Origin of the sequence: Micromonospora sp. WMMA1947, from assembly GCF_027497355.1 — a bacterium.
In the GTDB taxonomy this organism is placed as follows: domain Bacteria; phylum Actinomycetota; class Actinomycetes; order Mycobacteriales; family Micromonosporaceae; genus Micromonospora.
In genome coordinates this window covers 5,418,528-5,443,200 of sequence record NZ_CP114909.1, presented here as the reverse complement: position 1 = coordinate 5,443,200, position 24,673 = coordinate 5,418,528, and the positions used below count along the sequence as shown (strand labels likewise).

Sequence of the window (24,673 nt, the reverse complement as noted above, 5' to 3'; positions counted from 1 at the left end):
GCAGGGCGCGCACAGCTGGTACACAGGATCGGGACAGCCCGGCGACAGCGGGTCCGCCCACGATGGGGGCATGGTCATGAACGCGCAGTCCGCGCAGGGCCGCATCGAGCTGCACCGACCGGACGGCGAACCGGTGCGGGTGCTCGTCGTGGACGACGAGCCGACGCTCACCGACCTGCTCTCGATGGCCCTGCGGTACGAGGGCTGGCAGGTCGCGACCGCCGGCAGCGGGATGGCGGCGATCAGCACCGCCCGCCAGTTCCGCCCGGACGCCGTGGTGCTCGACGTGATGCTGCCCGACCTGGACGGCTTCCAGGTGCTGCGGCGCCTGCGCGAGGAGTCCCCGAGCGTGCCGGTGCTGTTCCTCACCGCCCGCGACGCGGTGGAGGAGCGCGTCGCCGGGCTCACCGTCGGCGGCGACGACTACGTGACCAAGCCGTTCAGCCTGGAGGAGGTCATCGCCCGGCTGCGCGCGCTGCTGCGCCGCTCCGGCTTCGCGGTCGCCGCCCGCCAGGAGGCGGTGCTCACCGTCGGCGACCTCACCCTCGACGAGGACAGCCACGAGGTACGCCGCGGCGACGACCTGATCACCCTCACCGCCACCGAGTTCGAGCTGCTGCGCTACCTCATGCGCAACCCGCGCCGCGTGCTCAGCAAGGCGCAGATCCTCGACCGGGTGTGGAACTACGACTTCGGCGGTCAGGCCAACGTGGTCGAGCTGTACATCTCGTACCTGCGCAAGAAGATCGACGCGGGCCGGGCGCCCATGATCCACACCCTGCGCGGGGCGGGTTATGTCCTCAAACCCGCCGAGTGACGGGCGCGGACGGCTGCGCCGCCGCCTGGCCGGCTGGTCGCTGCGCCGCCGGCTCGTGCTCTCCGTGGTGGCGCTGCTGGCACTGGTCAGCGTCGGCATCGGCGGCCTGACCACAGTGGCGCTGCGGCACTTCCTGATCGACCAGATCGACAACCAGCTCAGCTTCGGCGACCGGCGGCCCGCCGACTTCGAACGCTGGGCCCGCCGTGGCATCGACCCGCCGCGCCCGGACCAGCGGCCCCTCCCACCGGACGACGACGAGGTGGCGCCGGACCCGCCCGGCGGCTTCCCACCGGGCTCGATCGCGGTCCGGGTGCCCGCCGCCGCCGCACCCGTGGGCCGGATCCGGTCCGAGAGCGGTGGCAGCGAGGAGGTGCCCGCCGGCGACCTGACGACGCTGGCCGGCGTACCGGTCGGCGAACGCCCGCGCACCGTCGCCGTCGGCGACCGGGGCGACTACCGGACGGTCGCGCTGCGTTCGCCGCGCGGCGACGGCGACGTGCTGGTCCTCGCGATCCCGCTGGCCCAGGTGGACGACACGGTCATGTGGATGATCGTCGCGCAGGCCGGGGTCATCGGCGCCGGCCTGGTCATCGCCGGCGCCCTCGGCACGCTCATCGTCCGGGCCACGCTGCGCCCGCTCAACCGGGTCGCCGCCACCGCCGCCCGGGTCACCGAACTGCCGCTGGACCGCGGTGAGGTCGCCCTGTCCGTGCGGGTCCCGGCCGTCGACACCGATCCCCGCACCGAGGTCGGTCAGGTCGGCGGCGCGCTCAACCGGATGCTCGGCCACGTCGCCGCCGCGCTCTCCGCCCGGCAGGCCAGCGAGACGCGGGTACGCCAGTTCGTCGCCGACGCCAGCCACGAGCTGCGCACACCCCTGGCCGCCATCCGCGGGTACGCCGAGGTGGCCCGCCGGGGCCATCAGGAGGTGCCGCCCGACGTGGCGCACGCGCTGCGCCGGGTCGAGTCGGAGAGCACCCGGATGACCAGCCTCGTCGACGACCTGCTGCTGCTGGCCCGGCTGGACTCCGGCCGCCCGCTGGCCGCCGAGCCGGTCGACCTGACCGCCACGGCGGTGAACGCGGTCAGCGACGCGCACGTCGCCGGCCCCGACCACCGCTGGCAACTCGACCTGCCCGACGAGCCGCTCACCGTCACCGGCGACGCCCACCGGCTGCACCAGGTGCTGGCGAACCTGCTCGCCAACGCGCGGGTGCACACCCCGGCCGGCACTACCGTCACCGTCCGGCTCGCGCCCGCCGCCGGAGGCGTCGAGCTGCGCGTCACCGACGACGGCCCCGGCATTCCGGAGCAGTTGCAGCCGGAGGTCTTCGAGCGCTTCGCCCGCGGCGACAGCTCCCGCTCCCGGGCCCAGGGCAGCACCGGGCTCGGCCTGGCCATCGTCGCCGCCGTGGTGGAGGCGCACCACGGCCGGGTCGACGTGGTCAGCCGGCCCGGCCACACCGCGTTCACGGTGTGGCTGCCCGGATCCACAGCAGACGCATAGGCCACACACGGGAGCGGGCCAGCGGGCCCTCCGAGGCTTGCCGGCATGGACCGAACCGAGAGCCTGCCGGGCGCTGCGCCCGTACCCCGGAAGACCCGCACCGACCGCGACCCGCGCTGGGCCCGACCGGCCCTGCTCGGCCTGCTGGCCGTGACCGCGCTGCTCTACTTGTGGGGCCTGGGCGCCTCCGGCTGGGCCAACGCGTTCTACTCGGCCGCCGTGCAGGCGGGCTCGCAGAGCTGGACGGCGTTCTTCTACGGCTCGTCCGACGCGGCCAACTCCATCACCGTGGACAAGACGCCCGCCTCGCTGTGGCTGATGGCGCTGTCCGTGCGCGTCTTCGGCCTCAGCGGCTGGTCGATCCTGGTGCCGCAGGCGCTGCTCGGCGTCGCCTCGGTCGGCGTGCTGTACGCGACCGTCCGCCGCTGGTACGGCCCGGCCGCCGGCCTGCTCGCCGGTGCGGTGCTCGCGCTCACCCCGGTGGCGACGCTGATGTTCCGGTTCAACAACCCGGACGCGCTGCTGGTGTTCCTGCTCGTCGCCGCCGCGTACACGACGGTGCGCGCGGTCGAGACGGCGAGCACCCGGTGGATCGCCCTGACCGGCGTGCTCGTCGGCTTCGGCTTCCTCACCAAGATGCTCCAGGCGTTCCTGGTGATCCCGGTCTTCGCCATGGTCTACCTGCTGGCCGCGCCGACCGGCCTCGGACGGCGGATCCGCCAGCTCCTGCTCGCCGGGCTCGCCGTCGTCGTCTCCGCCGGCTGGTGGGTGGCGGTCGTCGAGCTGGTGCCGGCGAGCGCCCGCCCCTACATCGGCGGCTCGCAGAACAACAGCATCCTGGAGCTGACGCTCGGCTACAACGGCCTCGGCCGCCTCACCGGCGACGAGGTGGGCAGCGTCGGCGGCGGCCGGCCCGGTGGGGGAGGCGGCGGCCCGTTCTCCGGCCGGACCGGGCTGCTGCGGATGTTCGACACCGAGGTCGGCGGGCAGATCTCCTGGCTGCTGCCGGCCGCGCTGATCCTGCTGGTCGCCGGGCTGTGGCTGGCCGGGCGGGCACCGCGTACCGACCGGACCCGGGCCGGTCTGCTGCTGTGGGGCGGCTGGCTGCTGGTCACCGGACTGATCTTCAGCTTCATGTCCGGGATCTTCCACGCGTACTACACGGTCGCCCTGGCCCCGGCGGTCGGCGCGCTGGCCGGCATCGGCGTCACCGTGCTGTGGCGGGCCGGTGCGGCACCGGCCCCGGCAGGCTCGGCACCGGCCCGGTGGCGCCGGCTCGCCGCCACACTGGTGCTGGCCGGCGCGCTGGCGGTCACCGCCTGGTGGTCCTGGCACCTGCTCGGCCGTACCCCCGACTGGCACCCCTGGCTGCGCCCCACGGTGCTGGCCCTCGGCCTGACCGCGGCCGCCCTCCTGGTCACCTCGGCGTTCCTCACCCACCGGACCGTCTCGCCCTCCCCGCCCTCCCCGCCCTCCCTCGCCTCCCCGCCCGCCCCGGTGATCAAGGAGTTTGTGTCCGGAAGTGGCGTTCAGGGAGACGCGAACTCCTTGGTCAACTCCGAGGCGGGGGCGGGGGCGACGGTGGGGCACCGGGCCGGGTTCGCCGGGCGGGTTGTGCGGTGGGCCGTGCCGGTGGTGGCTGTCGCCGGGATCGCGGTGGCGCTGGCCGGGCCGGCCGCGTACGCGATGCAGACCGCCGCCACCCCGCACTCCGGCTCGATCCCGAGCGCCGGGCCGGCCGGAGCGGGTGGCTTCGGCGGCCCCGGTGGACCGGGCGGCCGGATGCCGGGCGGCGCGAACGGGCAGTTCCCCGGTGGTCCGGGCGGCGGGCAGTTCCCGGGCTTCCCGGGCGGCCCGAACGGCGCCGGCCCGAACGGCGGTGGATTCCCCGGATTCCCGGGCGGTGGTGCGGCACCGGGCGCGCCCGGTGGCACCGGTCAGGACGGCGGCACCGGTCAGGACGGCGGCACCGCGCCGGGTGGCATCCCGGGTCGGGGCGGCTTCCCCGGTCAGGACGGCGGGACCGGGCCGGAGGGGCGGGGGCAGCGCGGCGGTGGCATGGGCGGGCTGCTCGACGCCCGTGAGCCCAGCGCCGAGATGACCGCGCTGCTCACCGCCGACGCCGACGACTACACCTGGGTCGCCGCCACTGTCGGCTCGAACAACGCCTCCGGCTACCAGCTGGCCACGCGCCGGCCGGTCATGCCGATCGGCGGCTTCAACGGCAGCGACCCGTCGCCGACGCTCGCCCAGTTCCAGCGGTACGTCGCCGACGGGCGGATCCACTACTTCCTCGGCGGCGGCGGGTTCCGCGCCAACGGGGGCAGCAACGCCTCGTCCGAGATCGCCGCGTGGGTCGCCGACACCTTCACCGCCACCACCGTCGACGGCGTGACCGTGTACGACCTGAGCAGCGGGAAGCAGGGCTGAGCCGTGACGGAGACGTACGTGCCCCGGGCCGCCGTGCAGGCCCGGCCCGCCGCCGGCAGCGTGGTGCTCGACGTGGTGGTCCCGGTGTACAACGAGGAGGCCGACCTGGGCCCCTGTGTCCGGCGGCTGCACGCGCACCTGACCGCGCACTTCCCGTACCCGTTCCGGATCACGGTGGCCGACAACGCCAGCGTGGACGGCACGCCGGCGGTGGCGCGGGCGCTCGCCGACGAGCTGCCCGAGGTGGGGGTGCTGCGCCTGGACGAGAAGGGCCGCGGGCGGGCGCTGCGGGCCGCGTGGTCGGCGTCGCCGGCGCCGGTGCTCGCGTACATGGACGTGGACCTGTCCACCGACCTGGCCGCGCTGCTGCCGCTGGTCGCGCCGCTGATCTCCGGGCACTCGGACCTGGCCATCGGCACCCGGCTGGCCCGCACCAGCCGGGTGGTCCGGGGTGCCAAGCGGGAGGTCATCTCGCGCGGCTACAACCTGCTGCTGCGCGGTGCGCTGGCGGCGCGTTTCTCCGACGCCCAGTGCGGATTCAAGGCGATCCGCGCCGACGTCGCCGCCGAACTGCTGCCGCTGGTCCGCGACACGGGTTGGTTCTTCGACACCGAGCTGCTGGTCCTGGCGCAGCGGGCCGGGCTGCGTATCCACGAGGTGCCGGTGGACTGGGTGGACGACCCGGACAGCCGGGTCGACATCGTCGCGACCGCGCTGGCCGACCTGCGGGGTATCGGGCGGCTGGGCCGGGCGCTGGTCACCGGGGCGCTGCCACTGGCGCAGCTGCGCGCCCAGCTCGGCCGTGGGCCGTTGCCGGCACCGCCGGCGCAGGTGCCGATCGGCCTGCCCCGCCAGCTCGTGCGGTTCGCCGCGGTGGGGGTGGCGAGCACGCTCGCGTACCTGCTGTTGTTCCTGCTGGCCCGCGGCCCGCTCGGGGCGCAACCGGCGAACCTGCTGGCGCTGCTGCTCACCGCGGTCGCCAACACGGCGGCCAACCGGCGGCTCACGTTCGGGGTCAGCGGACGCCGGCACGCCGGTCGGCACCACCTCCAGGGCCTGCTGGCGTTCGCGCTCGGCCTGGCCCTGACCAGCGGTTCCCTGGCCGCGCTGCACGCCGCCACACCCCCGAGCCGGGGATGGGAGCTGACCGTCCTGGTGGCCGCCAACCTGGCCGCGACGGCGCTGCGCTTCCTCCTGCTCCGCCTGGCCATGCACCACCGCCCCTGACCCGGCCCCCGAACACCCCGTCGATCATGAGGTTGGCGGCGCGACACGCCGAGCGCCGGTGCCGTCAACTTCACGATCGACGGGGAGGGTGGCAGGGTTGGGGTGTGTACCGGGAGTGGGAGGCGGCGGGGATCCCCGGCGGGGTGCTGTGGAGCAGCGTGTCCGGCGGGAGTGAGACGCGCGTGCTGCCGGACGGGTGCCTGGATCTGCTCTGGTCCAGCCGGTCCGGGCTGCTGGTCGCGGGTCCGGACCGCACCGCTTATCTGTCGCGGTCCGCGCCGGGGGATCGGTGGATCGGGCTGCGCCTGCCGCCGGGTACCGGCCCGGCCGTGTTCGGGGTGCCGGCAGAGGAACTGCGGGACCGCCGCGTACCGCTGGCGGACCTGTGGGGCCGCGCCGCCGCCGAGGTGACCGAGCGGGTCGAGGTGGCGATGGCCACGCCGGGCGACGGGGCCGCCGCGGTGCTCACCCGGGTCGCCCGCGACCGGCTGCGCGCCGCCGGTGGCCCCGACCCGCTCGGCGCGCACGTCGCCGCCCGTCTGGCTGCCGGGGCAACAGTCGCCGCGACCGCCGTCGAGGTCGGCCTCGGCCCGCGCGCCCTGCACCGCCGCAGCCGGGCCCTGTTCGGGTACGGCCCGAAGACGCTCGCCCGCATCCTGCGGATGCGTCGGGCGCTGGACCTGGCCCGCACCGGCGCGGCGCTCGCCGAGGTGGCGGTGCGCAGCGGGTACGCCGACCAGGCCCACCCGACCCGCGAGGTGCGGGACCTGGCCGGGGTGCCGCCGACCCGGCTGCTCGCCCCGGCCCCGGGCCGCCCGCAGGCGAGCTGACCAGTCGGGGCCGGCCGCACCCGAGCCGGCCGCCGGGGCTGTCTAGTCGGCCGCGGGCAGCGGGGCGAACAGGTCCACGCCGTTGCCGTCCGGGTCGTGCAGGACCGCGTACCGCTGGCCCCAGAACGCGTCCCACGGCGGCATCTCACCGTGGTGTCCGGCGCCGGTCAGCTCGGCGTACCACCGGTCCACCTCGGCCGGGTCGGCGCACCGGAAGGCCAGGCTCATCCGGTTGTTGCCGCCGGACGGGTCGAACTCGGGATGGAAACTGCGGATCACCTCGACCGTGTCCCAGGCCAGCCGTACGCCGTTCGGCAGGGTGACCTCGACGTGCCCCTCGGTCTCGGCGCCGGCCGGGATCGGCAGCCCCAGCCGCCGGTAGAAGTCGAGCGTGCGGGCCATGTCGGTGACCACGGTCCCGACCAGATCGAACTGCGGTGTCATGCGGCCACCGTAGGCGCGACCGGCCCGGCCCGTCTTGAACGGATCGGACGGGGGACGAGTGGCCGGTGTGGCCGCGCGGCCGGTCGTCGAGACGTTACGGTGAGGGACAAGTCCGGCTCTGAGCAATAAAGCTCGCATACCGGGCGTGCTCCGATGACCGACGGAAGGAAAACAGCCGTGACGCATCTGGCCTACCTGGACGCGGGATCCGGCAGTCTCATCGTGCAGGCGGTGGTCGGCGGGGTGGCCGGGGTGGCCGTTGCCGCCAAGCTCTACTGGCGCCGCCTGGTGTCCCGGTTCCGGCGTCAGCCCACCGACCAGGGCCCGGCGGCGTGACGGTCCCCGACACCGGCGTCCGCGTCGAACCCGGCTCCTTCCGCGACCCCGGCAACCGGGTGTTCCACCGGGGCGAGGAGGTGCTGCGCGGGCTCGACGAGCGCTCCGCCCGGGACTGGCGGGCGCTGTCCGTCACCGACTTCTTCCGGCAGGCCGTCACCACCGGGCAGATCGTCGGCACCGAGGAACTGACCCCGACCCCCGTCGACGCGCCCTGGACCGCGGTGCTGCGGCACGAGCGGATCCCGTTCGTCTCGCACCCCTACGAGTGGTCGTCCGCGATGCTGCGCGACGCCGCGCTGCTGCACCTGGACGTGCTGCGGGCCGCCCTCGAGGCCGGCTTCACCACCAAGGACGGCTCGGCGTACAACGTGCAGTGGCGTGGGGCCCGGCCGGTCTTCATCGACGTCGGCTCGTTCGAGGCGCTGCGCGACGGCGAACCGTGGGCCGGCTACCGGCAGTTCTGCCAGACGCTGCTCTACCCGCTGCTGATCCAGGCCCACCTGGGGCTGGACTTCCAGCCGTTCCTGCGCGCCCGCGTCGACGGCGTCGAACCGGACCAGATGCGCCGGCTGTTCGGCGGCACCCGGCGCTGGCGGGCCGGCGTGCCCACCCACGTGCACCTGCACGGCGCCATGCAGGCGCGCAACTCCGCCGCCAGCACCACTGACGTCCGCGCCCAGCTGCGCGCCGCCGGGTTCTCCCGGGAGCTGGCGCTGGCCACGGTACGCGGGCTGACGAAGCTGGTCCGCCGCCTCGACCACCGGCCCGGCGACAGCCACTGGTCGGACTACCAGCGCACCTGCGCGTACTCGGTGCCGGACCGGCAGGCCAAGGAGGAGTTCGTCGACCGGGCGGTGGCCGCCGTCGGAGGCGGCGCGGCGCTGGACCTGGGCGCCAACGACGGCCGGTACGCCCGCATCGCCGCCCGGCACGCCGCGCACGTCGTCGCCGTCGAGCAGGACCCGGCGGTGGTCGACACGCTCTACCGCGCGCTGCGCGACGAGGGTGAGACACGCATCCTGCCGCTGGTGATGGACCTGGCCGACCCGTCGCCGGGCGGCGGCTGGCGTGGCGTCGAGCGGGCCGCGTTCACCGACCGGGCCCGCGCGGACACCGTCCTGGCCCTGGCCGTGGTGCACCACCTCGCGATCGGGCGCAACGTCCCGCTGCCCGAGGTGCTCGACCAGCTCACCGCGCTCACCGCCACCGGCGGCAGCCTGGTGGTGGAGTTCGTCCACCCGGACGACCCGATGGCCCGCCGCCTGCTGGCGAACAAGCCGGACGGCCTGTTCCCGGACTACCGGCGGGACGTCTTCGAGGCGCTGCTCGCCCGCCGGGGCCGAGTGGTCGCCCGCACCGAGCTGCCGTCCGGCACCCGCACGCTCTACCAGGTGGTGGTGGGTGGCTGAGCGCACCCTCGCGCCACCCCGGGACCACACGGCCGGCCCGGACCGGCGGGAACGCCCGCCCTGGTGGCGGTCCGAGGCGGCACGGCTGGCAGAGGTGACGGCTCTGGTCGGGCTGGTGGTCACCCAGCCGCTGCTCGACGTGCTCGGCCGCAGCCCCGACTTCTTCCTGTTCCACCGCGCCTCCCGGGCCGACGTGCTGCTCCTGGTCGCCCTGATCGCGCTCGCACCGACGGTGGTGTTCGCGCTGCTGGGCGCGCTCGCGCTGCCCGCCGGACGCCTCACCCGGACCGTCGTGCACACCGCGTTCGTGGGCCTGCTGCTCGCCGCGCTGGCGGTCCAGGTCGGCCGGCACCTGACGCCGCTTCGGGGCGTACCCCTGCTCGTTGTCGCCGGTGTGGGCGGGGCCGCCGGAGCGGCCGCGCACCGGCGGTGGCGGGCGCCCCGGCGGGTGCTGCGGGTCGCCGCCGCCGGGCCGCTGGTGTTCGTCGGGCTGTTCCTGTTCGCCTCGCCGGCCTCGGCGGTGGTGCTGCCGCGCGGCGAGGGTGGCGCGGCCGGTGTGGCCGGCGCGGGCGCGCACCCGCCGGTGGTCATGATCGTGCTGGACGAGCTGCCGCTCGTCTCGCTGCTCGGGCCGGACGGCCGGATCGACGCCGCCCGCTACCCGAACTTCGCGGCGCTGGCCGGCGGGTCGACGTGGTACCGCAACGCCACCGGTGTCAGCGGCTGGACGCCCTACGCGCTGCCCGCGATGCTCACCGGCCGCTACCCGGAGCGGGGATCGGCGCCGCACTACTCGCAGTACCCGGACAACCTGTTCACCGCGCTCGGCGGCCTCTACCGGATCAAGGCCGAGGAGAGCATCACCCGGCTCTGCCCGCCGAGCCGCTGCGAGCAGGCCACCACCCCGGAACAGGGGCTCGGGGTGCTGGTCCGGGAGAGCGGCAAGCTGATGGGCCGGATCGCCGCGCCGGTGGACAGCCGGATCGACCCGGAGGACTCCTACCGTGAGCGGACCGCCGCCGAGGCCGGCCTGGACGCCGCCGAGCCGGTGCCGGACGACCCGAAGTTCCGCTGGGACACCCTCGACGACAACCAGCCCGCCCGGTTCACCTCGTTCCTCGCCGGGCTGCGCCCCGACACCCGGCCCACGCTGCACTTCCTGCACCTGCTGATGCCGCACTCGCCGTGGGCGTACCTGCCGTCCGGGGCGCACTACGCCGCGCCGGACGACCTGCCGAACGACGGCGCCGGGTGGGTCGACCTGGCCCGCGCCCGGCACCTCGCCCAGCTCGGCTACACCGACCGGCTGATCGGCGAGACGCTGCGGACGCTGCGCGCCACCGGCCTCTACGACAAGGCGCTGGTGGTGGTCACCGCCGACCACGGCGTCAGCTTCCGCCGGGACTGGCAGGGCCGGGGGATGGACGCCATCGACCACGCCGCGAACGAGGTGGCCTGGGTGCCGATGTTCGTCAAGGAACCCGGCCAGCGCACCGGACGGGTCGACGACCGCAACTGGGAGCACGTCGACCTGCTGCCCACGATCGCCGACGAGACACACATGCGGGTGCCCTGGCGGATGGACGGCCGGTCGGCGAAGGCGGCGCCGCGCGAGCGGGCCGACAAGCGCTTCTACGACCGCCCCGGCCAGCCGGTCACCGTCACCGGCGGCGTGCCCGCCCCGCTCCCGCCGGTTCCCGTCGACCCGCTCGTCGGCGCCCGGGTCGGTGACGTGCCGGTGGGCGGGTCCGCGACGGTGGCGAACCGGGACGCGTTCGACGCCGTCGACCCGGCCGGCGGCGGGCTGCCCGCGATGGTCTGGGGCACCGTGCCGGACGACGTGCCCGACGGCACCCGGCTCGCCGTGGCGGTCAACGGAACGGTCGGCGCGGTGGTGCCCGTGGTGCCGCCGGATCCCGGTGGACGGCGCTTCGCCGCGCTGCTCGCCGACGACCGGCTGTTCGCCGCCGGAGTCAACCGGCTCGACCTCTACCGGGTCGGCGACGACGGGGCGCTGCGGCGGCTCACGCTGTCGTGACGGACCTCCCGAACATGCCCATGGCCGCGCTCCCATCCGGTTTCCGGACCGGCTGGCCGGGAAACAGGTGACGCACACCTCACCCTCAAACCATGACGAGCGGTGTTCTCCGCGCCGTGATTACGGTAGAAGCGAAGGCAATTCAACGAAGATCTTGCCGGCGAAGCGAGGAACAGATGACGGAAGTCAAGCTCGACCACCCCGGTGGGCAGCTGTCGATGCCGGTGCAGTCCGCGGTTGAGGGCCCCGCCGGGATCGGGGTGAGCAAGCTGCTCAAGGAAACCGGGATGACCACGTACGACCCCGGTTTCGTGAACACCGCGTCCTGCTCGTCCGCCATCACCTACATCGACGGTGATGCCGGCATCCTGCGGTACCGCGGTTACCCGATCGACCAGCTGGCCGAGAAGTCCTCCTTCCTGGAGGTCTCCTACCTGCTGATCTACGGCGAGCTGCCGACCCAGGCGCAGCTCACCGAGTTCAGCGAGCGGATCCGGCGGCACTCGCTGCTGCACGAGGAGATGCGCCGCTTCTTCGACGGGTTCCCCCGCGACGCGCACCCGATGGCCGTGCTCTCCTCGGCCGTCAGCGCCATCTCGACCTTCTACCAGGACAGCCTGGACCCGTTCGACTCCGAGCACGTGGAGATGTCCACGGTGCGGCTGATGGCGAAGGTCCCCACCATCGCCTCGTACGCGTACAAGAAGTCGATCGGGCAGCCGCTGCTGTACCCGGACAACTCGCTGGGCTACGTCGAGAACTTCCTGCGGATGACGTTCGGCGTACCGGCCGAGCCGTACGAGGTCGACCCGGTCGTGGCCCGGGTGCTGGACATGCTGTTCATCCTGCACGCCGACCACGAGCAGAACTGCTCCACCTCGACCGTGCGGCTGGTCGGCTCCAGCAACGCCAACCTGTTCGCCTCGGTCTCGGCCGGCGTGAACGCGCTGTTCGGCCCGCTGCACGGCGGCGCCAACCAGGCCGTGCTGGAGATGCTCCAGAAGATCCAGGCCGACGGCGGCGACGTCCGCTCCTTCGTGCAGAAGGTGAAGGACAAGCAGGACGGTGTGAAGCTGATGGGCTTCGGGCACCGGGTCTACAAGAACTACGACCCGCGCGCCGCCATCGTGAAGAAGGCCGCCCAGGACGTGCTCGGCCGGATGGCCAAGCCGGACCCGCTGCTGGACCTCGCGGTGCAGCTCGAGGAGATCGCGCTCGCCGACGACTTCTTCGTGTCCCGGCGGCTCTACCCGAACGTGGACTTCTACACCGGCCTGATCTACAAGGCCATGGGCTTCCCGACGAAGATGTTCACGGTGCTGTTCGCGCTCGGCCGGCTGCCCGGCTGGATCGCGCAGTGGCGCGAGATGATCAACGACCCGGAGACCAAGATCGGTCGGCCGCGGCAGATCTACACCGGTGCCACCGAGCGGGCGTACGTCCCCGCCTCCCAGCGCTGACGCAACCCCGGCGAAAGGCCGCCGCCCCCCCACCCGGGGGCCGGCGGCCTTTCCCGTACGCGCCCCCACCCCACCCCGCCCCACTCCCGCCGATCTTGCACTCCGTGCCCGGGCATTTCCGGGCATTGCGGCCCTCCTGGGGGCACCAAGTGCAAGATCGCGGGGGAGAGGGGGAGAAGGGCGCGCTAGCGGAGGCCGGCGGCGGTGAGGAGGTTGCCCTCGGGGACGCGCGGCGTGGGCTGGCCGTGTGCCATGCGGTGCTGGGCGCGGGCGGCGGTGAACGCCGGGTCGCCGGCGATGGCGGCGGCGTACGCGGCAGCCGTACGGGACGCGATGGCCGCCCAGCCGTACTGCTCGTGCACCATGGCGCGGGCCCGCCGGGCGAGCGCACGGGCCCGGTCCCGGTCCGACAGCAGCGTGTGCACCGCCTCGGCGAGGCCGTCCGGGTCGTGCGGGGCGAACGTCATCCCGGTGACGCCCGGCTCGACGATCTCGGCCAGCCCACCGGTACGGGCGACAGCGAGCGGCGCGCCCGCGGCGGCACCCTCCAGCGCCACCATGCCGAACGGCTCGTAGATGCTCGGCACCGCGAAGCAGTCCGAGGCGGCCATCACGGCGGGCAGGTCGGTGCCGCCGAGGAACCCGGGCATGCTGACGGTGCCGCCCAGCCCGAGGCGGTGCACCTCGGCCTCCAGGTCCGCCTTGTACGGCCCGTCGCCGACGATCACCGCGCGCAGCCCGGGGTGCCGCTCGCGCAGCCGGGGCAGCCCGGCCAGCAGGTGCTGCACGCCCTTCTCGTACACGAGGCGGCCGGCGAACGTGACCAGCGGGCCGTCGGCGGCGAACCGGGCGCGGGCGGCGGCGACCGCCGACGCGGGCACCCGCCAGCGGTGCGGCTCGACGCCGTTGGGCACCACGTCGACGCGGGCGGCGTCGACGCCGAACAGTGCGCCCACCTCGTCGCGCATGTAGCCGGAGCAGACGATCACCCGGCCGGACTCGCCGGCGAGCCAGTGCTCGACGCCGTGGATGGTGCGGTTCATCTCCTCCGGCAGCCAGCCCTGGTGCCGGCCCGCCTCGGTGGCGTGGATGGTGCTGACCAGCGGCACGTCCAGGTGCTCGCGCAGCGTCATCGCGGTGTGTGCGACGAGCCAGTCGTGGGCGTGGATCACGTCGTACGTGCCGGCGGAGGCGGCGCGCAGCGCGGCCCGGGTGAGGGTGTGGTTGAACGCCATCGTCCAGGCGAGCAGCGAGCCGGTGGCGAGGGGGAAGGTGACCGGGTCCTCGGCGGCGCGGACGATGCGGACGCCGTCGGCGTACTCCTCGAGGGGAGGGCCCTCGGCGTGGCGGGTGACGACGGTGACCTCGTGCCCGGCGGCGGCCAGCGCCACGGAGAGTGCGTGGACGTGGCGGCCGAGGCCGCCGACGAGCACCGGCGGGTACTCCCACGACAGCATCAGGATGCGCCGGGTCCGGGGCCCGGCCCCGGCCGGCGACGGGGGCGCCGGCCGGGAGGTGAGGGTGGGCCGGTGGAGCCGGTCCGTCGCGGTGGCGGGCTGAGCGCCGACCCGCAGAGTGGTCACGTGGATCTCCGTCCATGCATGGTGAGGCACGCCGGCATCGGTGGCGGCGACGAGCGGTGGTCAGGAGCGACCGGATGGCCGGCCGGGCGTCGGCACCAGGTCGCCGACGACGGCCTGGGCCGGACACCGATCGAGGGCCACCGGGAAGGTGCTGACGTCGATCGGCAACCGGAACCGTCCAGTCACCCTGCCAACCTACTGTGCCGGATCCTCTCGCGCGCGGTGAGCGATCCTCATCACTCTCCGACGCCTCCGCGCACATGGGACGGTCACGGGAACGGGTGCGGATACGGGTTGATCTCCTCCGGAGCGAGCGGTTCGGCCCGGTGTCCGAGCCGGACCGGCAGCTCGCGCAGCCGGGGCAGGTCGACGCGCCGGTTGCGGTGACCGAACGTCATCGGCAGCAGCCCCGGGATCAGCACCTTCACGCTGGTGAGGCCGACGGCCGCCTGCTCGCGGGCGGTCTGGTCGACGACCACCACGTCCAGGCCCTCGTCGAGGTAGCGTCCGGCCACGTGCCGCAGGTCGTCGAGCAGGTCCGTGGCCGGGCGGTAGCGCGCCGCCGGCGGAAAGGCCTCCGCCATGGACCGGATCTCGTCGCGCTCGTACAGGAACGCGAAGCGTGGCCAGGCGTCCGGACTGGCCGCCGCCAGCAGGTGGTCCTCCATGGTCCGGACCAGGCCGGAGTCGGCGACGAGACCGGCGGCCGTGGTGTCCTCGGCGACCATCTCCCGGGTGGCCTCGGCGACGCTGGCGAGTTCCACCAGCGCGGACCACAGGGCGCGCTCCGGGTCCAGGTGCGCCCCCGCACCGCAGAACGCCCGGGGACGTCCGGGCCGCACCTCGTCGTCGACGAGCATCAGCCACACCGCCGGGATGCCTTCGGGCATGGTGATGTCGAAGACGTCCAGGCGGCTGCCGGTGGTCCGCTGGATCCAGTCGACGAGCACGCGGGTCATCGGGTCGGCGGAGGTCATCGGGTCCACGCGCGGCACGGGTAGCCGGGCGTACCAGGTGGACAGGAAGGCGTCCCGTTCGGCGACCTCGAAGATGCCGTGCAGGATCGCCTCTTCGAGGTTCGCGCCCAGCGCGCAGCCGTTGGAGCACTCCGGACCGAAACCCGTGCCGTGCGAGCCGTAGTAGGCGAAGGTCTCCGGCACCAGCACCGGGCCGTCGCGCCGGAACGAGTAGGCGTACACCCATTCCACGGGCCGGTCCGGGTCGTACGCGACCGCGTGGTCGTCGGGCGGCGCGGGCGGCAGCCCGAGCGCCGTCGGCTCGACGGCCCGCCGCGGCCCGAGTTCGCGGAACGAGGCGCGGGTGACGGTACGGCGGGCGCGCGGGACGTTGCCGCCGAGCCGTTCCAGCGCCTCGGCAACGGCGACGGCCACGCTCGCCGGGTAGGTGAAGGTCCGGCCGTAGCCGGCCAGTTCACCACAGCACAACGGGCCGCCGATCGCGCCGGCGAGGACCATCGGATGGTTGTGGTGGACGGTGATCGACGACAGCAGCCCGGTCTCCTCGTCGTGCAGCGCCGCCAGCAGGGCGAGGTGCTCGTCGGGGAGGCTGCGGGCCCGGTAGTCGCCGGGTGCCCGCTTCGGCCGGGACGTCAGCGTGAAGGTGCCGGCGGCCGGGCTGTCGTCCGGCAACGGGTCGCACACCGGGCAGCCGGGTTCGGGGACGAACCGGTGCCGCTTGACGGTCAGCGAGGCCGTGGCGACCTCCAGCACCGCTTCCGTGCACCGGCCGTCGCCGCCCTGGGCGACCCGGCGCAGCTCGTCGGCCACGAGCGCGGCGACCGTGGCGCGTACCGGCGGGCCGAGGACGGGCCGGGCGGGCGGCACGTTGCCGTCGTAGAGCGCCTGCCACAGCGCGGACCGGTGCGGTGTCCCGGTGGTCCGCGCCCGGCGTTCGCGCACCTGGACGCAGTGGTGGCAGCCCGGCCGCCCGGGTGTGACGTACGGGCCGATCCGTACGCCGCGCGGTGTGGTGTACACCGGCAGGAAGGCACGGCCGGCGTCGGCAGCCGCCCGGGCGGCCACGGCGACGTCCTCCGGCGGCCCGTCGACGACGAAGACGTCGACGTCGGCGACCGGGGCGGCGCGCAGTGCCTGTTCCACCTCCCGGCGCAGCGCGCCGGCGCCGAGGATCCGCAGGCCGGGACGAGGTGCCACGTCGGACGAGGCGGGGACGGCCGGTGTGGTCGTGACGTCGGTCATGCGCTGCTCCCCGCTCGTGGCGACCACGCCGCCCTGATCATGAACGGCATCACCCGCTGCGCCCCGGGCAGCGAGTCGGCCGGCCGTACCAGCAGCGACCGCCCGTCGCGTGCCAGCTCGCGCAGCAGCGGCGGCAGCGCCGTGTCCCAGTCGTAGCCGCCCACGTCCGGTCCGATCTCGGCGCCGTCCGGGCGGCGTCCGGTCAGGACGGCGACCGCCGCCTGCATCGCGTTCGCCAGGGCGGTGTCCGTGTCGGTGGCACAGCTGTGGGCGACCCATCTGTCGCCGGCGGCGACGAACACGGTCGGGGTGCTCGATCCGTCGTGCCACGCCCGCGGCTCGTGGCCCAGGAGGGCCAGCTCGTGGGCCATGACGCGGGTCGGCTCCGGCCACCGCGCCGGGTCGAGCCAGCCGCCGGGCGGCCCACCGTCGGCGGTGGTGGCCTCCGGCGGGGTCGCGGCCGCGCGTCGCAGTTTCAGGATCGCCCGGCCCTGCGCCTCCGCCCAGGTGTGACCGCCGGCGATCACCTCGCCGTCCGGCTGCGCGTCGACGAGAGCGCCACGCGCGGTGTCCCACCACGCCGTGGCGGCGTCGTCGGCGCAGGCCCGCGCCGCGAGCGTCTCCAGTGCCGCCGTGGCCGCGCGCAGCAACGCCTGCTCCCGGCTGCCGCCGACGGCGGTGAGCAGCCGCGGGGCGCCGCCGGCCAGGTCCACGACCGTCGCCTCGACGCAGCTGACCGAGATCTGCGAGTGGGCGCCGGTGTCGATGGCCAGCAGCGGGCCCAGCCGCGCGTCGACCAGGAACGGCATCCGGGCGACGAACTCCTCGACGTCCACCGGCGTGCGGGCGGCCATCGCGTCGACGTGCGCGGCGAGATCGGCGTACGGGGCCGAGGGCCGGCAGGAGCGGCAGCGGGGGTGCACGTCGAGCAGATGTTCGCTGGTGACAGCGCTTTCCAGGTCCACGCGGGTCAGCCGGTTCGTGGCGGTGGTCTCCGCTCCCAGGCGGTGGCGCAGGTACGCGAACCCGAGCGCCGCGCCGATCAGGCCGCAGACCGGTGCCGACAGCCACTCGGACGTCGTGTCCGGCTCGTCGCCGTCACCCGCGGGGAGCCCGGCGCCCTGCCGGCTGAGCAGGCCGCACTCCCAGCAGCCGCCGGTGACGCCGCCGCCGGTGGGGCCGATCCACGCCTCCGCGCCGCCGGGCACCGCGTGCAGGACGGGCACCCCGATCGCCCGGGCCGCCCGGTTCAGCCGCGTCGCCCGCCCGGCCATCGGCCGCGCGGCGCAGTGCAGCACCGCGTCGTACCCCGCCAGCAGGCCGGTGAGCCCTTCGTCGGTGTCGAGGGCGGCGGCCGCGTCCAGCAGCGTCAGCCCGGTCGTCGGGTCCTGGGCACGACGCCGCTCGACGATCCGCCGGAAGCCGTCACGTTCGTTGCCGGTCTCGGCGGTCTCGACCAGCGAAGCCGTACGCAGCCCGAGTTCGAACAGCGTCCGGACGAGCGCGAGCATGCCGGCGCCGGCGCCGACGAGCAGCACCCGTCCGTCGCGGAACGCCTCGAAGCGGCTCAGCGGCGCGTCGGTGACGTGCTCGGCGAACGCGATCGAGTCCCGGTAGGTGTCGAGTTCCCAGTCCCGCAACGTGTGTGGCGGCTCGCTGTCGAGGTCGCGGGCGATGCCGCGCCGCACCAGCATCCGGACCAGGTCGGTGACGAGCTGCCGCTGCGCCGGGGGGAGACCCGCGGTCAGCGCCTCCACCGTGCGGGTGCCGTCCAGGTGCGGGGCGAGCCGCTGCACGAGGCTGTACGCCGACGCGCCCGCCACGTGCGTGCCGGCGAGTCCCGTCTCCAGGTACACGCCGTCGTCGACCGGTACGTACATCAGGTCGTCGCGGAGCTTGACCCTCACGCGGCCGCCTCCTTCCGCAGGTGGCCCATCCGTACCGCGACCGCGCGTCCGGCGTCGGTGAACGCCTGCCGGCCGTGCAGGTACCGGGAGTTGTCCACGACCAGCACGTCACCGGACCGCCACGGCACCGCCACCGTCAGCCGCGCGGCGACGTCCGCAGCGGTGGCCACGAGGTCCTCGGGCACCGGTGCGCCGGTACCGGAGCGCACCCGCAGCCGCCGGTCGTGGTACTCGCCGGGCTGCGGGCGGCTGATGAACAGCGAGTTGCAGAACGCCGGCACGCCTTCGAAGAGGGTCGGCGGCGTGCACCGGGTGCCGAAGCCGACAGTCATCGCGTCCTCGTCCACGTCGATGTGGATCGACTCCCACGGCCGCAGGTACGGCTCCCACTGCCGCAGCATCCGCTCCGCCGCGGCCGGGTCGGTCGTGCCGCACATCTGCTGCCACACCGTTGTGGGCAGCGCGCTCTCCCAGCGCAGCGTCAGCTCCTCGCAGGCGGCGCGGACCGCGGCGGGCAGGCCGGCCAGCAGCGCGAGACCGTCGCACAGCGTGGTGGCCCCGCCGTCGGCGGCGGGCCGCTCGCACCGGAACATCAGCAGGTCCGGCGCGCCCGGCGCGTACGACGCCTCCCGGTGCAGCGGCATGCCCTGCGTTCCCCGCGTGACCGTGGTCGTCGTCGGGTCACCGCCGATCACGTCCCGCTCGTCGTGGAACCCGCCCTGGTACGGCGACGCGGTCATCAGCGCGTCGCCGAGCGCGACGTAGTCCTCGTGCCGCCACCCGCCGCGCAGCAGCACCGCGCCGTGCTCGGCGACCGCCGCGAGCACCGTGTCCGGCGTGGGGGTGCCGACGAGCGCCGGAACGTCCTGTTCAGCCATGAGGGTTCCCTTCGGTGAGATGGGCCGCCAGCACCCCGGGACGCGGCGCGGGCGTGCCGACCAGCAGTTGCGTCAGCGGCGTCGCCCCGTCCGGCAGGCCGAGCCGGGCGGCGACCGCGTCGGCGGCGAGGCCGCCCAGCGCCCGGCTCGCCGCGCCGGTCGCGGTGGCGGCGAGCCCGGCCAGGTGAAGGGCCACGCCGGCGAGCAGGTGCAGCCGGTGGAACGAGGCCGGGGTGAGCTGGTCGACGGGCCGGCTTCCGGCGTGGACCAGGTAGAGGGTCGCGCCGCGGGTGACCATCCGGCGGTCGACCCGGTGCGGGTACGCCGCCGCGTCGTCGTCCGCTCCCGGCGGCCCGGTCGGCACCAGCCGGTGCCGGTGCGGCTGGTAGCGGTACGCGTCGGCCGGGATGCCGTCGACGGTCCGGGCGAGGCACCAGATCTCCGGGTACAGCCGCTGCCGGGCCAGCGCCGCCAGCGCCGGCGACCCGGCCCGCCCGGCGGCGCAGGCCAGGATGTCGGCGACCTGCCCGGCGGTCAGCCCGGGGCCGAGGTTCGCCGCGGACGCGCGGCGGGCGGCGGCCGCGACCAGGTCGAGCGGCCGGGCCGGCGGCAGATCGAGCGGCCGGCCCGCCGGGAGGCGCTGGGCCGGGACGCGGTCGAGCGCAGGAGGCTCGCGGTCGGCGCCCCGGCCGTACGTCGCCCGGTGCAGCGCCACCGCGCTCGGGTGGGCGGCGTCGCGGCCGAGCCGGTCGTGGTCCAGCCCGGTCGCCGGGGGCGGCCCGCCGGATGCGAGCGGTGTGGAGGGGACGTCCGCGTCCGCGGGGAACTCGATCGCCGCGTAGGTGGCCTCCAACTCGGCGTCGAGTCCGAGCAGCTCACCGGCGAGCGCCGGATCGAGGTCCAGGCGCGGTGTCGCGTCCACCGGCGACGTGAGCAACTGGGCCAGCAGGACACCGGAGTCGACGATGCCCAGCCGGTAGCCGAACGCTCCGTACTTGCTGGTGTTCTTCCACGGCCGGTGGGTCAGCAGCAGCGCGTGCCGGGGTGCCGCCGCGACCCCGAGAAGCCGGTCGAGCCGGGCGGCCGGGCTGCCCGGGCGCAGCAGTTCCAGGCAGTGGTGTGGCGGGTCGTAGTGGTAGACGCCGGCCGCGAGGTCGGGGGAGCCGGCCCAGGCGAGGTAGATCTCGTTGGGGTGGAACGCCCCGCCGGAGGGCACCGACCGGCGCAGCGTGTGCCAGCCGGGCAGCAGCCGCGACGGCGTGGGCGTGTCCAGCGGGGCGCCGGTCAGCGCGGACAGCCCGGCCAGCGTGATCGTCTCCGCCCGGCGTGGCGCGTACCCGAGAAGCATCGCGCTGAGCCGGTCGAGGCGGCCGTCGCCGAGCGGCACGGACCCCGGGCCGGGCCACCGCAGCGGCCGGCGGGCCGCACCGGGGTACCGCTTGCCGCGGGGCGGCAGGTACGCCGCCGGCTGCTCGGTGCCGGCCCGCACCGCCGCCAGGTACCGGCCGGTGACGCCGGCCTCCGAGGTCGCCATCTCAGCTGCCCGCGCTCTCGTACCGGCGCAACCCGGCCCGGAAGACCGCCCACGCCCCGGCCGCGCAGGCCGCCGCGACGACCGGGGTGAGCGCGCCCGCCGTGGTCGAGGCACCCTTGTCCAGCAGCGCGGCCGTCGGGAAGTAGCCGACGAACGCGACGGGTACGAGGGTCAGCAGCGAGCGCAGGCCGGTGCCGTACAGGGTCAGCGGGTAGCGGGCCAGGTCGCCCAGGGTGTGCACGCTCGCCGCGAGTGAGCTGGACGGGCTCAGCAGCCAGAAGACGACCGCGTTGGTGGCCAGGTTGACCGCCAGCTTGACCAGCACGCCGCTGGCGAGCAGCACCACCGCCCAGAGCACCGTCAGCGGCGTCCAGGCCAGGTCGAGGTGGACGGCCGCGGCGCCGAGCAGCGCCGCGCCGAACCCGACGTTGCCGAGACCGTTGAACCCGACCGCGTTGCCGGTGACCTGGAGCACCACCGGGTAGGGCCGGACCAGCAGGTAGTCCAGCAGGCCGAGGTTGACCAGGCCGCCGAGATGCCAGGTCCCCTCGAACAGCAGGGAGCCGACGCCCTCGGCGAGCATCACCATCGCGCAGACGTACAGCACCTCCCAGCGGGTCCACCCGCCGAGCGCCGTCACCTGCCGGAACACCATCACCACGAAGATCAGCCCGGCGAACTGGCCGAGCACTGTCGCCCCGATCGTCAGGAGCGCGTCGGCCCGGTACTCGAGCACCGCCCGCAGATGCGCGCCGAGCAGCCGGCGGTAGATCCGTGCCTCGTGCATCATCGGCCGGTCACCCGCCGTGCGCGGTGAGCCGCCGCACGCCCGCGGACCACAGCAGCCGGGCCGCACCCCACAACACCACGACCCAGAGCAGCTGTACGCCGATCAGCGTCACCGCCTCGGCGCCGCGTACCTGCCCCAGGTAGATCAGCGCCGGGGTGGAGACGATGCCGGGGAACGGGGACAGCTGGCAGACGACCTGAAGCCAGCCCGGGAACAACGCGATCGGCACCAGCGCCCCGGAGAGGATGTTGGTGATCGCGACCCGGGACAGGCTCAGCCCGTGGAAGTTGCCGGTCCAGAAGCACAGCAGCCCGACGAGGTAGACCAGGCCGAACTTCAGCGGCACCACCGCCAGCAGGCTGAGCAGGAACAGTCCGGCCTGACCGGCGGCGGGCAGCGCGGCGCCGCCGAACGCCGACACCAGCGTCGCCGCCATCACCGCCACCGTCAGCACCTCGCCGACGACGTATCCGAGCGACAGCGCGAAACGCGAGAGCTGGTAGTCGATCGGCCGGACCAGGTCGAGCGCCACCGTGCCGTGCAGCACCGGACCGGCGATCTGCGCGTCGGTGAAGCTCGACAGCAGCGCCCCGGTCAGAAACGCCACGACCAGGTAGCCCTTCATCTGCTCCCAGGACAACCCGCCCACCTCGCCGCCGGCCGCGCCGGCGAAGACGGCCTGCCAGACCGCGAACAGCGCCACGGTCTGCACCACGACCCCGGTGAGCTGGAGGAGGAACTCGCCCCGGTAGATCAGCAGCGTCGACCAGGACATCCGGGCCAGCGTCAGGTACGCCCTCATGCCGGCACCGACGGGCTCAGCTCGCCGGCGTACGCCCGGCGGACCACGTCCTCGATGGACGGCTCGTCGATCCGGATGTCCACCACCGGCGCCTGACGGGCGACCACCGAGACGATCTCGCCGGCGCCGTACGCGCCGTGGTCGAACGTGACAGCGATCTGCCGCGCCGACCCGTCGTCGGCCAGCCGGACGCCCGGAAGGTCGGCGTCGAGGTCGCCGTGCCAGTCGGCGCCGAGCGTCAGGTGCACGGTCCGCTGGTCCGCGACCAGCCGGCGGACGGCGTCGATCGAGCCGTCGAAGATGATCCGGCCCTCGTCGATGATCACGAGCCGGCGGCAGACCTGCTCGATGTCGCCGATGTCGTGCGTGGTCATCAGCACCGTGGTCCCGCTCGCGCGCTGGGCCCGCAGGAAGTCCCGGACCGCCTGCCGGGCGACGATGTCCAGCCCGATGGTCGGCTCGTCGAGGAACACCACGGGTGGTGAGTGCAGCAGCGCGGCGGCCAGGTCGGCCCGCATCCGCTGGCCGAGCGAGAGCTGCCGGGCGACCACCGGCAGCAGCCGGCCGAGCCCGAGCAGCGCGTCGAACTCCTCCAGGCGTGCCGCGTACCGGGCCCGGGGGATGCGGTGGATGTCGCGCAGCAGGGCCAGCGAGTCGCGGACCTGCAGGTCCCACCAGAGCTGGCTGCGCTGGCCGAACAGCACGCCGATGTTGCGGGCGTTGGCGTGCCGGTCGCGGTGCGGGTCGAGGCCGCAGACGCGTACCCGCCCGGCGGTGGGGTGCAGGATGCCGGTGAGCAGCTTGACCGTCGTCGACTTCCCGGCGCCGTTGGGCCCGACGTACGCGACCGCCTCACCGGAGGTGATCGACAGGTCGATGCCGTCGACCGCCACGTGCTCGACGTGCCGTGGCCGTACGAGATGGCGCAGCGAGCCGCGCAGGCCCGGCTGCTTGTCGGCGATCCGGAACCGCTTGGTCAGGCCACTGGCCTCGATCACGGGCATCGGTGCTGCCGATCCCGGTCAGCCGGCCGCGACGGCGGCACGGTGGTGCGGGCGCAGCCGCAGCACCGAACCGAGGCCGTCGACCTCGGTCAGGGTGGTCTCGAAGGCGGCGCCCATGACCCGGCCGAGGTAACCCAGGCTCGCCGGATCCGGGTCGAACCGCGCGGAGAGTTCCGCGCCGGTGGAGACCAGGTGCACCTCGTCGGCGAGGGCACCCGCGACGTTGACGAACTGGCACAGGTCCTCCCAGTAGAGGTACCGCCAGAAGTCGACGCTGACCACGGCGTCCAGGCTGTTCGGGGCGACCGGTGGCCTGATCCCGACCAGGTGGAAGTTGGCCGGACCCGCCGGCGCCCCGTAGTCGTAGGTCAACGCGCCGTCGGGCAGCCCGGCCTCGGCGCTGCCGGTGCCGACCCACAGCACCCGGTCGCCGGGCAGGCGATCGGCGAGCCGCTGCACCGCCGGACCGATCCGGCACCAGGACCGGCGTGCGCAGTCGTCCATGGCCCGGCGGTAGTGCACCACCCGCTCGGCCGCGCGGGCCACGTCCACCGGCCCGGCGAACTCCCACTCCACGACCGGGTACTTCAACGCGACCCGATCCAGGTTGTCCATGAAGTCGTTCCAGTTCTGGATGACGTTGCGGTGGTGCGGCAGGTGGTAGACGGCGGCCAGGTCGTCGTAGGCGAAGTTGCGGTTGAGCACGCCGAGGTGTGCGTGCACCCGGTAGAACAGCTCCATGTCCTCCAGGCCCCAGCGCAGGCCGAAGCCCTCGTCGAAGCCGCCGACCGCCTCGAACACGTCCCGGCGTACCGACGCGTTGTGGGTGAAGCAGAACAGCCAGCCGGACATCAGCCAGTCGTCGCCGGACGGGCCCTCCTCGGTCCCGAACCGCATGTCGCCGCCGCCGCGTCCGCGTAGCCGCGGTACGGGCATGGTCGGCTGGTCGGCCAGCGCCGCGTGCACGTGCTCGATGCCGGTCTCGTCGCGCCGGCCCATCAGCACCGCGGGCGCGGACGGGTCGCGGTGGTGGTCGAGGTGGCGGCGCAGCAGGTCCGGCGTGGCGTACGAGTCGGCGTCGAGGAACAGCAGCAGCGGCGCGGTCGCCCGGCGCGCGGCCTCGTTGCGGGCCGCCGCCCGGCCGCCGCGCTCGGGCCGTTCGACGAAGTGCAGGCGCAGTCCCTTGCCGGCGTCGGCGATGCCGGAGTACTGGCTGCCGTCCCCACCGTCGCGGACCACGATGACCTCGAAGCGGTCCGGGTCCAGCGTCTGGCGCCGCAGCGACCGCAGCGTGAGCTCCAGGCAGGGGGCGTCCGCGTGGGTGGGGATCACCACGCTCAGCTCGACGGCTCGACCGGGTTCAACGCTCATCTGACGTACCTCTCCGCTTGTCCCACGAGCCGGACCACCGGCCGTGCTGACGGTGGGACGGAGCCGCCGGCGATCGCCGGC

Annotated in this window: 19 protein-coding genes; 9 read left to right on the top strand and 10 right to left on the bottom strand. The window is 74.6% G+C overall.

The genetic code is table 11. The features are described from left to right. Nucleotides 1-76 precede the first annotated feature (76 nt). From O7604_RS25630 to O7604_RS25610, 5 genes are all read left to right on the top strand, one after another. Nucleotides 77-817: a response regulator transcription factor gene (locus tag O7604_RS25630; RefSeq protein ID WP_281580002.1), complete on the top strand. Its 741-nt coding sequence runs from the start codon at nt 77-79 to the stop codon at nt 815-817. Beyond that, the gene (locus O7604_RS25625) at nt 795-2,327 is read left to right on the top strand and encodes a HAMP domain-containing sensor histidine kinase (RefSeq protein ID WP_281578044.1); all 1,533 of its coding nucleotides are present in this window, start codon (nt 795-797) and stop codon (nt 2,325-2,327) included. Before O7604_RS25630 ends, O7604_RS25625 begins: the two co-directional genes overlap by 23 nt. Before the next feature lie 45 nt (nt 2,328-2,372). Next, a complete protein-coding gene (locus tag O7604_RS25620; RefSeq protein WP_281578043.1) occupies nt 2,373-4,757 on the top strand; it encodes a glycosyltransferase family 39 protein in 2,385 nt (794 codons plus the stop codon). A gap of 3 nt (nt 4,758-4,760) precedes the next feature. Then, nucleotides 4,761-5,984, top strand: coding sequence for a dolichyl-phosphate beta-glucosyltransferase (locus O7604_RS25615; RefSeq protein WP_281578042.1), 1,224 nt, complete (start codon nt 4,761-4,763; stop codon nt 5,982-5,984). Nucleotides 5,985-6,088: 104 nt separating this feature from the next. Beyond that, nucleotides 6,089-6,814: a helix-turn-helix domain-containing protein gene (locus O7604_RS25610; protein WP_281578041.1), complete on the top strand. Its 726-nt coding sequence runs from the start codon at nt 6,089-6,091 to the stop codon at nt 6,812-6,814. A gap of 42 nt (nt 6,815-6,856) precedes the next feature. Here O7604_RS25610 and O7604_RS25605 read toward each other — a convergent pair whose 3' ends face one another. After that, nucleotides 6,857-7,258, bottom strand: a complete 402-nt coding sequence (locus O7604_RS25605) for a VOC family protein (RefSeq protein WP_281578040.1) — start codon at nt 7,256-7,258, stop codon at nt 6,857-6,859. Between the two features lie 177 nt (nt 7,259-7,435). On the opposite strand from O7604_RS25605, the gene O7604_RS25600 reads away from it, so the two are divergent. From O7604_RS25600 to O7604_RS25585, 4 genes are all read left to right on the top strand, one after another. Continuing rightward, a complete protein-coding gene (locus O7604_RS25600; protein ID WP_018787270.1) occupies nt 7,436-7,594 on the top strand; it encodes a hypothetical protein in 159 nt (52 codons plus the stop codon). Continuing rightward, nucleotides 7,591-9,006 (top strand): methyltransferase domain-containing protein, encoded by a 1,416-nt coding sequence (locus tag O7604_RS25595; protein WP_281578039.1) that lies wholly within the window; start codon nt 7,591-7,593, stop codon nt 9,004-9,006. Before O7604_RS25600 ends, O7604_RS25595 begins: the two co-directional genes overlap by 4 nt. Further along, nucleotides 8,999-11,044 (top strand): sulfatase-like hydrolase/transferase, encoded by a 2,046-nt coding sequence (locus tag O7604_RS25590; RefSeq protein WP_269706545.1) that lies wholly within the window; start codon nt 8,999-9,001, stop codon nt 11,042-11,044. The genes O7604_RS25595 and O7604_RS25590 overlap by 8 nt, the downstream gene beginning before the upstream one ends. A gap of 176 nt (nt 11,045-11,220) precedes the next feature. Continuing rightward, the gene (locus O7604_RS25585) at nt 11,221-12,504 is read left to right on the top strand and encodes a citrate synthase (protein ID WP_269706544.1); all 1,284 of its coding nucleotides are present in this window, start codon (nt 11,221-11,223) and stop codon (nt 12,502-12,504) included. 185 nt (nt 12,505-12,689) lie between these two features. Here the strand turns inward: O7604_RS25585 and O7604_RS25580 are convergent, their stop codons facing one another. The 9 genes from O7604_RS25580 to O7604_RS25540 all read right to left on the bottom strand — a co-directional run bounded on the left by O7604_RS25580 (nt 12,690) and on the right by O7604_RS25540 (nt 24,592). Then, complete coding sequence (locus O7604_RS25580; RefSeq protein WP_281578038.1) at nt 12,690-14,087, bottom strand: glycosyltransferase family 4 protein; 1,398 nt, start codon at nt 14,085-14,087, stop codon at nt 12,690-12,692. A gap of 269 nt (nt 14,088-14,356) precedes the next feature. Further along, complete coding sequence (locus O7604_RS25575; protein WP_281578037.1) at nt 14,357-16,306, bottom strand: TOMM precursor leader peptide-binding protein; 1,950 nt, start codon at nt 16,304-16,306, stop codon at nt 14,357-14,359. After that, nucleotides 16,303-18,213 carry a hypothetical protein gene (locus O7604_RS25570; RefSeq protein WP_269706540.1) on the bottom strand — a complete coding sequence of 637 codons (1,911 nt, stop codon included), beginning with the start codon at nt 18,211-18,213 and terminating at the stop codon, nt 16,303-16,305. The genes O7604_RS25575 and O7604_RS25570 overlap by 4 nt, the downstream gene beginning before the upstream one ends. Further along, the gene (locus O7604_RS25565; RefSeq protein ID WP_269706539.1) at nt 18,210-19,091 is read right to left on the bottom strand and encodes a TauD/TfdA family dioxygenase; all 882 of its coding nucleotides are present in this window, start codon (nt 19,089-19,091) and stop codon (nt 18,210-18,212) included. Before O7604_RS25565 ends, O7604_RS25570 begins: the two co-directional genes overlap by 4 nt. Beyond that, nucleotides 19,084-20,625, bottom strand: coding sequence for a hypothetical protein (locus O7604_RS25560; RefSeq protein ID WP_281578036.1), 1,542 nt, complete (start codon nt 20,623-20,625; stop codon nt 19,084-19,086). The genes O7604_RS25565 and O7604_RS25560 overlap by 8 nt, the downstream gene beginning before the upstream one ends. A gap of 1 nt (nt 20,626) precedes the next feature. Then, nucleotides 20,627-21,415 carry an ABC-2 family transporter protein gene (locus tag O7604_RS25555; protein WP_269706536.1) on the bottom strand — a complete coding sequence of 263 codons (789 nt, stop codon included), beginning with the start codon at nt 21,413-21,415 and terminating at the stop codon, nt 20,627-20,629. A 7-nt stretch (nt 21,416-21,422) separates the two neighbouring features. After that, the gene (locus O7604_RS25550) at nt 21,423-22,217 is read right to left on the bottom strand and encodes an ABC-2 family transporter protein (RefSeq protein WP_269706534.1); all 795 of its coding nucleotides are present in this window, start codon (nt 22,215-22,217) and stop codon (nt 21,423-21,425) included. Further along, complete coding sequence (locus O7604_RS25545) at nt 22,214-23,221, bottom strand: ATP-binding cassette domain-containing protein (protein WP_269706532.1); 1,008 nt, start codon at nt 23,219-23,221, stop codon at nt 22,214-22,216. Before O7604_RS25545 ends, O7604_RS25550 begins: the two co-directional genes overlap by 4 nt. 18 nt (nt 23,222-23,239) lie before the next feature. Then, nucleotides 23,240-24,592, bottom strand: a complete 1,353-nt coding sequence (locus O7604_RS25540) for a glycosyltransferase (RefSeq protein ID WP_281578035.1) — start codon at nt 24,590-24,592, stop codon at nt 23,240-23,242. Nucleotides 24,593-24,673 lie beyond the last annotated feature (81 nt).